5 protein-coding genes are annotated in these 14,803 nt (G+C 44.3%); all 5 read right to left on the reverse strand.

The genetic code is table 11. The annotated features are described in order from the left end of the window. Positions 1-24: 24 nt before the first annotated feature. Positions 25-4,458 carry a two-component regulator propeller domain-containing protein gene (locus tag DW173_RS01810; protein ID WP_080598056.1) on the reverse strand — a complete coding sequence of 1,478 codons (4,434 nt, stop codon included), beginning with the start codon at positions 4,456-4,458 and terminating at the stop codon, positions 25-27. Positions 4,459-4,587: 129 nt separating this feature from the next. Beyond that, positions 4,588-7,242 (reverse strand): glycoside hydrolase family 2 protein, encoded by a 2,655-nt coding sequence (locus DW173_RS01815; protein WP_049702852.1) that lies wholly within the window; start codon positions 7,240-7,242, stop codon positions 4,588-4,590. 273 nt (positions 7,243-7,515) lie between these two features. After that, on the reverse strand, positions 7,516-9,867 hold the full coding sequence (locus DW173_RS01820; protein WP_120143530.1) for a DUF5703 domain-containing protein: 2,352 nt from the start codon (positions 9,865-9,867) through the stop codon (positions 7,516-7,518). Positions 9,868-9,900: 33 nt separating this feature from the next. Next, positions 9,901-11,334, reverse strand: coding sequence for a sialate O-acetylesterase (locus DW173_RS01825; protein ID WP_120143532.1), 1,434 nt, complete (start codon positions 11,332-11,334; stop codon positions 9,901-9,903). Positions 11,335-11,450: 116 nt separating this feature from the next. Continuing rightward, complete coding sequence (locus DW173_RS01830; protein WP_120143534.1) at positions 11,451-14,750, reverse strand: glycosyl hydrolase; 3,300 nt, start codon at positions 14,748-14,750, stop codon at positions 11,451-11,453. Positions 14,751-14,803: the final 53 nt, after the last annotated feature.

Raw genomic sequence — 14,803 nt, forward strand, 5'->3', positions numbered from 1 at the left:
ATTAAGAAAGCATTTTGTAATCGGTTATCTCTCTCCTTTCCGCCATTCATTCATATATTCGCGAGGGGACTGATTATATTTTTTCCGGAAACACTTACTATAATATCCCGAATCCTTGAATCCGACAGCAAAAGCAATTTCGGAAACACTTAAATCCGTATTTTTAATCAGTTCGATAGATTTATTCAAACGAATCTCTTTTACCAGGTCGACGGGTGCCAGGCCGGTAAGACTCTTCAGTTTCTTGAAGAATGCCGAACGGCTCAATCCGATACCGGATGCTATGGTGTCAATGTTAAAGTCACTGTCGTCCATATTTTCTTCAATGACCTGATGTATCTTTTCGAGGAACTGTACGTCTTTCTTTACCAAAAATTGTTCGTAGCTGTCTTCTTCGGTCGTCGTCTGGTTTTCCATTTGCTGACGGATTCGTTCACGGAACAGTTTCCGTTCGGCAAGCAACTGGTCGATACGTGCCAACAGATATTCCTTACTGAAAGGTTTGGTGATGTAGGCGTTCGCCCCTAAAGTGATCGCTTTGGTCTTGGCGCCTTCATCATTCTTCGCAGTCAGGATAATGACAGGGATATGGCTGATTTGGAAATCTTTGCGGATGGATTGCAACATTTCAAGCCCATCCATTTCGGGCATCATCTGATCGGTCACCACAATATCCGGATGATACAGATGTACTTTCTTCAAACCTTCCACTCCGTTATTGGCAATATGGATATTAAACTTGTCTTCCAACTGAAGCTTTATCAACTGGCAAAGGTCTTTGTTATCTTCCACCAACAGAAGGGTCGGTAATGAAGCGTCGATTTCCGGTTCTTCTTCCTCCGTACCGTCTTCGGATATGGCATTTGCAACAGGATCTTGTTCTACCGCAATAGGGGCTGTCTCCGTATCTCCCACATAGAAGTCTACTTCTGACGGGCGGTAATGCTCCTTATCCATCAGGAGTTCTACAATAAACACCGCTCCTTGTCCTTCGGGACTTTCGGCACGAATCTGTCCGTGATGCAGATTGACGATCTCTTTTGAAAGTGCCAATCCGATACCCGTGCCCTGATAATAGGAGTTTTTCGCGTTCTCTCCTTGCGAGAAGCGTTCGAAAATCTCGGTCAGTTTATTTTGTGGAATACCTACTCCGTTATCTTCCACCCGTACGTAACAACGTTTACCGTCGTCTGTCAATCCGGTAGTTATATAAATACTTCCTCCGGAATGAGTGAATTTGAATGCGTTGGATATGATGTTGCGGATAACAATGCTCATTTTTTCCTTGTCCGCCCATACCATAATCGGTTCATCCGGCAACTGGAAAGTAAAACTGATCTCGTTTTCCTCGGAAAGTACCCGGAATTCTTTCTGGAAAGAAGCTATCATCTCATTAAAATCAATTAATGACACATGCAAACGCATCTTGCCGTTCTGAATCTTCCGGAAATCAAGGATCTGATTCACTAATTGCAGCATTTGATTGGTGTTCTTCTCCATCAGATCCACATATTGCAATCCTTTCGGAGAGAGCTTTTCGCGTTCTCTTAGTTCCTGTATCGGACCTTTTATCAATGTCAAAGGAGTGCGCAATTCATGGGAGATATTGGTAAAGAACTTGATTTTCATCTCCGATACCTTCTGCTCGATATAAATATCATTCTTCATTTTGAGCATGAAGAAAGCCAGGCGCAGGCTGAAATAGAGAGCTGCCAAACCTAGAATTACATATATAAGGGTTGCCCACCAGCTCAACCACCACGGTGGAAGGATAGTGATGGCCAGTGTACAGTTGGAAACCAGCTCCGGATTGGCTTCATCTACGGTTTCTACACGGAATGTATAGTCGCCGGGAGGTACGTTGGTGTAAGAAGCGATACGATTCTTTCCGTTATAATGCCATTCTTTTTCATATCCTTCAAGTATATATCGGTAAGATACCCGGTTCTGATTATAGAAATTCAATGCGGCAAATTCAATCGTGAACATGGATTGATTGTAGTTCAGTTCGATTGCTTTGGCGTATGTGATGGATTCTTTCAGGATCGGACATTCGCGAAAACTACGCAGATCGCGGTTGGAAACTTTAAAGTCAACAATACGTGTATCGTAGTTCGTATGCAATGTTTCCAGTTTGTCGGGAGAGAATGTCAGGATTCCCTGTCGGGTACCAATCCACAAATCTCCATTCAAGGTACGGAGGGCACTACCCTCTTCCAGTTCTACGTTCAGGAAACCGTCGTATTTGTCGTAGTTACGAAACTGTTCGGTAGCCTTATTGAAGCAGGACAAGCCAATTTCCGTTGTAAACCACAAGTTGCCGTTTTTATCTTCTACGATGGATTTGACTACATCGTTATTCATTCCTTCGCGTATGCCGTATGATTTGAAGATCGGTTCACGCTTTTCTTTATCATAGCGGACTAATTTATTCAAACCGCCTCCGAATACACTTACCCAGATTTGCGAATCAGTATCTTTGTAGAGTACATAAATATCATTATCCGCTACGTTTGAATTTTCGCTGACCTGGCGGTACGTTTCAAACTGGATCTGTTCGGGGGTAGTGAAATGTCCGTCGAAAGACATCAGGCCATCCATTGTTCCTACCCAAATACGTCCGTCTTCATCTTCCGTCATGGTACGCACCTCCATATAAAGACCGTATGCAGGATATTGTTTCAAGCCATTGTATTTATGGATAAAGGTAATTGCTCCGTTCTCTTCGGAAATTAGATTCAGACCTCCTCCCAGTAATCCTACCCAAATGCGTCCCTGACTGTCCTGATAAGTAAAGTACACATCGTTGTTACTGATAGAATTCGGATTCTTGGGGTCATTGATATAACGGGTAAAACGCAACCCGTGCGGTGAATTCATGTCCGGTTCGGCTTTAACAAGCCCGTTTCCCTTGGTGGAAAACCAAAGATTACCGTCTTTGTCTTCCATAATATGATATACGGCTCCTAACAGATAGTTCTTATCCGAGAAGATTTGTTTCACTTGTCCGTTACGATCCAGGCGATACAGAGCTTGCCAGCGGGTTCCTACCCAAATATCCCCATTTTGCGCCTGGAAGAGAGCACGTATTCCCTGGTTCCAGGAAGTCGATCTTTCGGGCACTACCGGAGATGGAGAAACTTCTGTCAGCAGTTGGAATTGCTTCTTGGGGAAATTAAGCCGGTATACTCCGCTGCTTGTAGATGCCAGCCAAAGGATGCCATCTTTATCCAGCAGAAGATGGAAGAAAAGCTGATTGGGAAGATCGTCGGAGAAAGGCTTCAATTGGTTGATACGGGTCATTTCCAGTTTCTCCCTGTCGAATAGAAGAATTTCTCCTCCCGGAGTCATAAAGAACATGCCCTGTTCGCCGGCATCCTGCATTTCAAAATTGCCGATTGCGTTCTGATTGGGGAATGTAAAGCGGTGATGGCTCCTGTTCAGGGGATCATAATAGGTCAATGCCTGGTTACCCTCCTGAAACCATACCTTATCATATTTATCATAGAATATAATTCCATTGTCCTTTTCGGGGATGGTAAAGGGGAGCTTGGTCAACTGCTTGTAGCCGATATTATACTCGTATGCTCCTTCGTTAGTGGTAATGTACATCAGACCGGATTCCGTTACCAGCAAATTAGAAACCGGCTGTTTAATTTCCGGTATCTCGTAACGGTTGACAACTCCGTTTTGCGGATCAATGCTATAAATATGCCCTTTCTTGTCTCCCAACCATAAGAATTTAGAATTATAGGAGGCACAAGTAAACTGATCCGGGTTAGCAGATACCTTTTTCTGTATAAAGTCGGCAGGTTTGTCTTTAAGCGCTTCCCCTTTCCGTAGGGACAGAATCTGATAATCCATACCGATCCAATTGATAAATTCGGCTGTTTCGCAGAATATGTTGTGTTTCAGACGCATGTCGTACACGTTCACGTTAGGACGCGAATCATGCAATTGTTTCATCGTTATTTTACCTTCCTTGTCGGTGTACGCACGCAAAAGGCTTTTATCTTTTGTCAGCAACAATACGTCGCCGTCTTCGGTCGTCTGAATCTTGATAATCTGAATGTTTTCGGAATATTCTTTCACATCGTCGTAGACGGCATGAAAGCTCTCATGCCGTTTATCGAACAGATAGAGTTTACGGTCGATAGTTTTAATCCACAGAAAACCATTCTTATCTTCTACGATACGCTGAATTTTACGCGGCGGAATATCTGTGGAATAAAAGCCGTCATGATTATCGTAGGAACGGAATTTACTTCCGTCAAAGCTGCATAGTCCATACCAGGTACCGAACCAGATAAATCCGTCTTGTCCTTTTAATGTACAGTTTACGATATTATTAGGCAAACCACGTTCAGCCGTGTAGTGTTCTACAATCATATTTGGATAGGCAAAAGCATACATGCCTATCATGGATAGTAATAGTATTAGAATATTCCGTTTTCTCATTGATGGCTATAATTGGAATTAAACGTACTCAAAGATAGTCTTTTTTTTTGAATAGTGCTTTAGTAACATATAAAAAACAAGTTGGCAGGTCACCCCGCTAATCACTAACCTGCTAATCACTTTATCGTACTATTTTTCAGTTCCAAATTCAGTCTGTTGACGTTCTACTTCATCCAACACCCGTTGGCGTTCTTCTTCTGTCAGTTGCACTTTTCCTTCAGATGATTCTTTGCCCGGGTTTGCATTGAGAGTGGACGGTGTTGTCCTTTGTATTTCATAAGTCTGTTCCTCATAGCAGAAAGGAAGTTCTGCAGGAACGCTTTCCAGTTCAATTTCAGTAGCTGTCGGAGCTTGAGTGCCCTCAAACTGTACGCGGGCTTTCACCTTTATTTTTCCGGCTTTCCGGGTAGAACGAATCAACACCGGAGCGGAGCCGAACTCCACCGTACGGGGATTAGCGCCAATAGTAGCATCTCCGATGATTTCTCCTTCACCTTCTACCGTGAAAACGATATTCTCTTTCGCCAGACGGCGCACATTTCCACTATCATCGGTTACTTCAGCAACTACGACGATAAAGTCGGAGCCATCAGCTATCAGGTTCACTTTTTGAGTATCTATATAAAGACGTAGTTTGGTGGAACGTCGGGAAGGCATTTTCTTTTGAGTGCATACCACTTTTCCGCCGATGATTCCTTCGGCAACCATGTTCACTTTTTGCCAGTTCTTTTGAGTATAGCTATATCCGCGTGCTTCCCAAAAGTCCCAGACATTCTCGAATATAACGGGAGCATTCGGCATGTGCCCTTTGGCATGAACCACCGGTTTCGTCCAGGTTTTCGTTCCATCATAAATAGAAAGGCGGACTGAATCACAGTTTGTGAATACAACTACGTCCTTATCGGAGAACTGTGACATTTCATGAGCAATGAATATCATCGGGCCACATTCTGCCAATGGGTGTTGGAGACTGGCCGGCGACTGGCTGCGAAATACTTCATACGCATATTTTTTCTGACGGAAAGCATCATAAATACCGCCCCAATAAGGGTCCGGATGGTAGCCACGCTGATGGTCGAACGGATGCCATTGGGCACCACCGATAAACAAACCGGTTGTGCGGTACATCTCGTCATAGCTCTTTGCCAAGGACATAGCCTGTACCAGTAACGGGCGTTCTCCCCAACTGCGGCTGGCACGGTTATTATTGTTGTGAGCATACCAGTCGTCTACATTCTCCCCGAATTCACGGGTAAAGATACATTGCTCCGGCTTGTCTTCCTTTTCATCATCACCCGGCCAGCCATAAACAACGTCATAATGCTCTTTCACTCCGGCAGAATGGACATCGGCAGCAGCTACCGGACGTCCCGGATAGGGATATTCTTCTTTGGTAATCTCAAGAGCCTTCAAGGCAAAATCGAGCGGATAGCGGGTTTCATTCAAGATGGGTTCCCACATCAGTACGGAAGGGTGATTACGGTCACGACGAATCATTTCGCGGGTATTCTGATGAACCAACTCCCCGAATTTCGGATCTTTGTTCCAGTACTGCCATCCCGGAGTAGCGACAATCACGAACAGGCCGAGCTCGTCACAGGCATCCATAAAGGCAGGATCTTGCGGATAATGGGCTACCCTAATAATGGTACATCCGGCATCACGCAGACGTTTGGCGTCACGCCATTGCTGTGAGTTCGGCAAAGCATTGCCTACGTATGCAAAATCCTGATGGCGATTGGCTCCTACCAGTTGTCCGAAAGGTTTGCCATTCAGCCAGAATCCGTCTTTACCACGGAATTCTGCCAGACGAATACCGACACGGGTAATGCCTCCGTCAATGGATTTATTTCCTTTTTTAATACGTGATTGTACCCTATATAAATAAGGTGTGTCCGGTGACCAAAGAGTAGGATTCTTTACTTCCATCTGTTGACGGATGGATTTTTTCTCTCCCGGCTTTAAAGAAAGTTTTCCTGAACTGCGTTTGATTACTTTTCCATCCGCATCTGTCAAAGTCGTTTCTACAGTGACTGACTCGGAACGGGCGTCGTCATTCTGAACTTCGGTGTTTACATATACCTGCGCACTCTTTTCACTGATCTTATCAAAATGAACGAAGACACCTCCACCGCCAACGATTTGTGAATCAATAGCGTCAGTAATAGCTACCGGAGATTTGGCAATCATCCATACATCACGGTAAATGCCACCATGATAAGCAAAGTCTAATGTATATTGACGTTTTCCGGGAGGATAGGATTTGTCATCACTGTTGTCCGTGAAAACAGCGAGCAGACAGGAGTCTCCGGCTTGTACGCCATTGGCGGTCAAGTCTAAAGTAAAAGGCAGATAACCTCCCAGATGTTCCTGGATGCGTTTACCATTCAGATAAAGAATCTGTTTGCCCATAGCTGCTTCAAAATGAAGCACTACCCGTTTCCCTTTTGTTTCGGCGGGGAGGACAAAGTGCTTACGGTACCAAGCCGGTCCTTGATAATTGCGGCATCCACTTCCTTCGGCCGGCATCAACTCTACGGTATGAGGGGTGGAAACGACATTCCAGGAACGGTCATCGAAGTTTACCGCTTCTGCTCCCCGGACATCGCCTCTGAAAAAGCGCCATCCCGGATTGAAATTATAGACTTGTCGCCCGCTACCGGGAAGCTGGATGAATCCGGCAACCGATGTCTCGGGACGGTAAGTTTCTGTAGCCTGCCCTTTTTCTATCAAGGAAAATAGCAACAGAAAAGCTGATAAGATGATAAATGGTCTTTTATTCATAATTCTTTATTTATATATTTCATTCGTTAAATGGGAATTTAGCAGTTAGGCTGAAAGCCTTACAATTATATATTTATTGGGGTGCCCTGAAAGGGCTTAATTATATAGCGTAGGGCAACGCCCTACGAAAAAGACACACCAGCCACAAGCCCTGAAAGGGCGGAACTGTATACAATTATGCCCTTTCAGGGCGCAAATTCAGATTGTCGTTTTTACGTAGGGCGTTGCCCTACGCTATATAATTAAGCCCTTTCAGGGCACTCCGCAAAATTATCATTTTTCCTTTTCAATCATTATAACAATATCCTTTTTTCTACTTTCCGGTAAAACTTTCAAGTCCGTCACTTTTCCGTTTTTGAGAGTGGCTTCTACTGTTGTTTCGCCCGGAGCATGAAGTTTGAAATGTACGTTCCATTCTTTCGGCCATGCCGGGAAAAGGAGTATTTGTTCTCCATTGGTTTGCAATAGCATTTCCTGAAGTCCTATCATGCCGCTACCTCCCCAGTTGTGATCGGGTGTCCAATCATATCCCGGTCCCCAAAATGCGGGGAAACGATGCGGTCCATTCGATAATTTGGCTAAAGATAGTTTCTTTGCTTCTTCGGTCAGGCCTAAACAGGCAGCCCATATATTATCTTGTTTCCATCCGGTATGCGAACGGAACTTGATGGCATCCGGGTCATAAAAGTAGGTATTACGGGCTATATCCAGATCCTCCTTTCCTACTCCATAAATACGCCATGGAAACACTGGATAAAGTTGTGGCATTTCAACATTATTAATTCGTTCCCAACTTACGGCGGGCGAAATTGTTTGCTTCAAGACCGGAGCAATAGTCGGATTCAACGTATCTTTTATTTCTATGTATCGCAATGGAATCGGAGGTATTGCTTTTAGCATCTCCTCTTTCTCTCCGTATGTTTCTAATACCACTTTCAGGGCGGCGATGGTGCTGCTTGCGTTATTGGTCATTTTATATGTTTCACAAGCAGAACCCGGGAAAAGAATCAGATGTCCGTTGCCATCCAACGCTTTCCGTCCTCGGCGGGAAGCTAGTTGCTGGTAATGTTCGTCGAAGAATGTCAGCGAACTTTCGATCAGAGGTAAATAAGGGGTAATATCAGCATTTGCATAGTTCTTTGTTTCCAATATCATTTGGCAGAATTCAAGAACCGTATCCCATTCATATTCCAGCCAGGCATTATATTCCAATCCTTTGTCGAACCAGTCCGGTCGTTTGAAACCATATTCTGCGGGGTTCGGCAAACCGAAATTTTCGATCTGCTCGCTAAAGCAAGCTCCATCATGTTGCCAATATATACGGCTTCGCAGTTCTGCATTTTTCAACATGCGGTTATAAAAATCAAACTGGGAAGGCATCATATCAAAGTCTCCGCTTTTCAGCATCGGCCAGTATACTAAACGTTGATTCTGTGCAGTCATTGTGCCACCTCCCCATTTCCGGTAGTCGGGAGTGAAAGATTGTTTTTCATCGACATGGCAAGGATCAAAGGTAAATAGTCCGCCATTGAATTTAGTCGGTACGCTGCCATAAGCATTACATCCTAGCATATAGCGGAAAAGGGTGTAGTTTCTAGTTATTTCTTTTGCTTCCCCTTCTGCTTCGATAAAACTGCGTTGCCAAAAGGAATTCCACCACGAACGGGTCTGTTTTTTATCCTGTATGATAATCTTCGATGAAACTTTACCTTTGGGGGCTATTCTTTGCAAAGCAGTTTGTAGTCCCTGCTCCCATTCTTCTATTGTTTCTGTCTGGTCTGTATGTAACACAATACAGATATGTTCTTTCCGGGCTGCTTTGGAAGAACGAAACTTCCAGGCACGATAGTCTGTGCCGGCATATACATCATCCGCAGTGCCTGCAAATTCTAAGTTTTTGCCAAAAAGAGTTCCTCCGAAAGTCAAGTTTTTCAAAGGATTCATCATTTGAGATTTGACTTCGTTCATTCCTTGTTGAGCTACAACTACATCAAAAACGGTCTGTTCGGGATTGCGATGATAAAACAGAAGTTGGTTCCTCTTTATTGAAGTCCTATTTGTTTCAGCCTTTCCTGTTGAATCAGTAATTTTGTCTAAAGAAATAAAGTCGGCCTCCGTCACAGTACCTTTCGGGGGAGCCCATTTGTAGGAACACTGTTGCCCCTCTCCTTTTCTGACAGGTCGTTCCTGATAGCGCCAATTTTCATAAAAGACTTCAGTCTGCAACGGTTGTGCATTTGTTACCTCTACATGTATAATCGGATGAAAAACATCTACCCAAAATTGTATCTGTGTGTTTCCTGCCGTGATTTCTACATATCCGTCTTTCAGCTTCAACTCCTGACGAAAATCTTTAGCGTCTTTGAAAGGATTGGGTGATAGGCGGAGACGTACACGCCCTTGCTTTAACTGGCAGTTGTTTTCGTCGAATGTACCGCTACGGCTCACATAGAACATAACATCACCGTCTTCTACCCATATATTCATCCCAATATCTCCACCACCGCAAGGCATAGATTCAGAAGAATTACGACTGGGAGTATTCCAAATGACATTGGCATGCTGACTCCAAAGAGCCGACACGCCAACAAACAGTATGGTTATAATCAGATAAAATCTCTTCATATATTTTTCATATTTTACCTTGTCTATTTGCGATTACCAATCATCCGAACGAAAAGACCCTAAAGGCAATCCGTCGCAATATACATCTCCTTCCACATAGTTTTCAAAACAATATCGTACAGCTACCGGGTGCGGCACTTTATCGCTTTTCACTAGCATCTTACTACGTTCTATCCATGCTTTGGCCGGGTAAAAAACTTTATCTTCGCCGGCTACCTGAAAGTTTTTCGATTCGAAACAGTTCTTGCCGCTAATCCACATATTGGCACGTTCGAAGCTGACAACTACGGTGTCGTTCTTTATTTCAATGCTTTTATAATAAGGACTTTCGCCATTCACGCCTTCCACTCCATACGTTTTAGTTAAAGCCAGAAGAGCCAGGCGTTCGCCTGCAACCTGTTTCTTTGCGGGATGAATACCTTTTTCCATTCCTGCATCCAGTAATACAGCCATACCGCTGTTAGCTACACGATGTTCTACTTTTGCCTGTGCCTCCCGGAGATATGCCGAATTTATCACTTCCTTTCCTTTTTCGGTAATAATCCCGTAATCATACGGAGCTATCTGGCAATAATAGAAAGGAAAATCTCCCTGTTTCCATTCGGCACGCCAACCGTTAATCAATCGGGTAAACATATCAGCATACGTATGGGCACGATTCCAGTTATCTTCACCCTGATACCAAATCACTCCTTTCATGGTCATACCGATTAACGGATGTAACATACCGTTATAAAGCACGGTCGGAGTACGGTTTTTAGATTTTATGTCGGCTTCCGTTTGAGGAATCTTCGCTTCCGGAAAGGCTTTCAGCCAGTCTGCCGTCATCCATGCTTCACAGGCGGAACCACCCCAGGCTGCTACAACTAATCCGACCGGAACATCTAATATTTCATTTACCAGTCTCCCGAAATAATAGGCTGTTGCACTGAAATCACGGACACTAACCGGATTGGCTTCTTTCCAGGAACCGATAACGTCATTCTGCGGAGTGAATGTAGAAGTACGTTTCACCGTAAACAGACGGATTTGTGGATTCTTGCTGTGAAGAATGTCCATATTGGCATTTTTTACCGGTTGGTTTTTGAATCCTTTCATCGGCATTTCCATATTACTTTGTCCGGAACAAAGCCAAAGTTCGCCTATCAGAATATTATTCAGTGTCTTTTTGGTTCCATCATCAAAGGTCACAGTATAAGGACCTCCCGCTTCGGGAGTAGCTACTGTCAGTTTCCATGCCCCATTTTTATCTGCTGTTGCTGCATATTGTTTTCCATTCCAACTAGTGGTCACTGTTACTTTTTTATAAGGAGTCGCCGTCCCCCAAAGGTTTGCATTGGTCTGTTGCTGCATCACCATGCCATCAGAAAAAATAGCCGGTAGCTTTACTTCTGCGTGTGTTGACAGGCAGGCAGCAAGCAGAAAACCTGCCAACATTGTACCTGTTTTAATAATTGAACTTTTCATACTTTAGCTATATTATAATGAATTGGGCACGGATTACATGGATTGCGCTGTTACTTTATGTAATACGATTCTCATAAACCGTGTAATCCGCGTAATCCGTGCCTTAAAAATCTATTTTATTCTGTGGTAGAAAAACTCAAAGGTCCGAGTAATCCTGCCGGAAGCAGCGTTTTCTCTGCCCTGCGATATTTTGCATTAGTCCAAATGCCATCAAACGGCGCTTTTCCTTCATCAGCTCCTGCCAGTGCATTCGCCCATGTATTTGTAACCTCTATTTCAAGCTCATTAATTCCTTTTTTCAAGGCACCTGTAATATCTGCACGATAAGGAGCTGTCCAGATTGTGCCACAATCTACGCCATTCACACGAACAGTTGCCAAATTATAAACTGTTCCCAGATTCAGATAAATCTGTTGGTCTTTATTCGGTTTATTTTTCCAGCGAAAAGTGGTTTTATAGGTCGCTGTCCCCGAATAATAACGTATCTGTTCGTCCGATTCTTGGCTCCAGTCGAAAAGTTCTTTTCGTGTGAGCGTTTTTTTGTTAGCTGCAAAAGTTATAGTATATTCCTTTGCCTCCAAAGCTATGTTTAAAGGGGCTTTGGCGGTGTCTTTTTTCTCCTTTTGCAGTTGGAGAGAGGACTCTCCATAGCCTTCATCTACTCCCTCCGCAGGATATACGATGAATACGGACTCGTTAGGAGCCAATGTGAGAGTAACTTCCGTCCGGTTTCCGTTGATACGATAGGAAGGATGAATATTCATCTCACCCGTCACCGGATTCCAACATTCCGGTTTCTTACCGTTGATACGCATACTTGCAGTAAACGTGCGTGTTTCGTCCTTTTGGTTGGCTACGAAATAGAGTTCGCCAAGTTCGCCACGACGATGCGTCCAGGCAATATCTTCCGGCACGATCATGTCACGTTCCAAGCCATACACGGAAAAATCTTCTTCTGTATAAGGTAAAGAAGGTACCAAAATGCCAGCTTCTTTTAGTTCATTGATTTTTTTCTGCACTTCCGATGACAATACAGGTTCGGGATTCATTGGACGCGAAAGAGGCAGTACTAACACTTTATAACTTGCTCCACCCGGCAACGTTATTCGTCCGTTTTCTGCTTTCGCCAAACGAAGGATTGCATCTTTATTAAAACTATCGTATGCATATCCACGAAGCGGATTCACCCATTTCTCCGGATCAGCCATGTTAGCTGAATGGGTAACACCTACCGGGCGTACACGTAAAGGCTGTCCCTCATTGGCCAGACGGATGCGTTCACTTTCCACTCGTTCTGCACCGAAGATTCCCGGCAGAGAAGGAACCAATCGTTCCGGTAATATCGAACGCCTCGGCACTTCTTCACCTGTAAAGACTGCGATGTCTGTTACCGGATGCCCATATTGCAATAACGACTGGCAACGGGTAGCATATTCGGAAAAGGCTTTTGCGCCTTTATCCCACCAGGTCTGATCCCGTTGGAAGAAAAGTCCGATGCCATCCAATGTCATGCCGGGCTTGCGGTCCAGCCAGGGATTATGTACATATACATGGTAGAAAAGGCGATTGATTCCTAATGCGTAATTACGATCCAACAAGGCTTTCAACATTCCGGGGTATTCATCCCACGTGCCACGCACTTCGGTGAATCCTTCAGCCTGAATAATATTCTTTCCGTAGATATGCGCTCCGCTAATAGCGTCGAGCATATCATTCGGTTTGTCATGTGTAGGACTGTTCAACCAAAATTCGCCCATCGGAAGATCTACTTTTTGATAATGTAGTAGACCATCGCTTACCATCGTCGGAGCTACACATTCTGCCGAGAACTGGCAATCATATTCTTTCGCACAGTCCGCCAATACCTGATAGAACACATCTACGATGAGTTCTGCTATGGTAGTACGTACGTCTCGCAGAATCTTTTCACTTTGTTCGACACTTTCCATCGGAATACCTGCCAATAGAGGTAGATAAGGCATCAAATCGTAGCCACGACGTTTCTGAAATTCAATAGCGAAACGTTTATTCCAGTTTTGGCTGCCACATTCCCAACTGTCGACATGCATATATTTCAGTACACGACGAGCTATTTCGGGATTGGTCTTTACAAATGCCTGTGCATACCAGTTATCGAATTGCTTCCGTACCGTTTTCGGGTTAAACTTATCACATTCCAATCCTTTTCCACCTCCCGCTGTCGCATTGGTATGCCCGGTAGCTGTATGTCCCATGCGAAGTAATTTCCATTTTCCTTTGGGGAGAGTGGCGGTCAATGTTTTTCCATTCGAATGACCGGTATATTGCTTTGTTAGATTGATGACTTGTGAAAGTGAATAGCAATCCTGTTTCCCGACTTCCTCTTCTTTAGTCGCTTGAGCAACACGCCATACCAGTCCGGCTTTTCCTTCCCATTGGTTCAGACGGGCTTCCCGGTGCAGGCGTAATTCTTTTATTTTCAGATTGGGCTTCCATTTGGCAGCATCCATATCTTCACTTCCCGGTTCGCTCCCTTCAGGAGTCCAGTAGAAACGGAAGAAACGGGCAGTAGTCGGAGGAATACTATGAGTTGAATTCTCATCCGTATTCTGCCATCCCTGACGGGCAGGGACCAACTGCTTAACCAAACGATAATTCACTCCGTCGTCACTAGCCATTACTTTCAAGCGATGTGCCTGATAATTATTACCATTTAAAACGATTTCGATGTTCCGGCAAGTAAAAGGTTGCCCGTATTCATACTGGATATAGCAGGGATATGATGAACGGATCACTCCTGCCGCATCCATATTTACCGTTTGAGCGGCTTTTACATTTCCTGTCGTAGCTAGGTTGACACAGGTGATTTTTGCCTGCATCTCGTCCGCTGCGTCTTCTACTGGCAAAGCGAATAATGCAATATCTTCATAATAATTTTCATAGGCTTCCGGTTGTGGCAAGCGAATAGCCATCAGCTTTCCTCCGTTTACAATCGTATCGCTCCAAACCACTTTCTGCATAGATTCTTCGGGAGTAATCCAGGGGCCTCCCGCCAATGCGAAACCATCACAAATGTGCATCCCCAATTTCAGCCCCAAACGATCTGCTTCTTCCATGCTGAAACGTACCATCTCCCACCATTCGGGAGTTAGCTGCTGCGCCTTGCCATCGTATTGGGCACCTTCATGAATACCTTTAATCGGCATCAGATAAGTACCTCCTAATCCGGCATGTTTCATTGCCTCCAAGTCGGCTGTAATCCCTTCTTTAGACACGGCACCATACATCCAATACCAAAAGGTCCAGGGTTTTGCTTCGTCAGAAGGGTTTAAGAATTGATCGCGAAGTGAGCGTGTTTGCTGTGCATCGGCAGGGCATACGGCTGTCCATGCTAATAGAGAAAGTGCAAATATTCGTTGTTTCAGTCGGCTTTTCATTCCAGTCTATATTTTTACTTATAGATAAGACGAAAAACATTCTGTTTTGTACT

Source organism: Bacteroides sp. AM16-13, assembly GCF_003602705.1.
Lineage (GTDB): Bacteria > Bacteroidota > Bacteroidia > Bacteroidales > Bacteroidaceae > Bacteroides > Bacteroides xylanisolvens.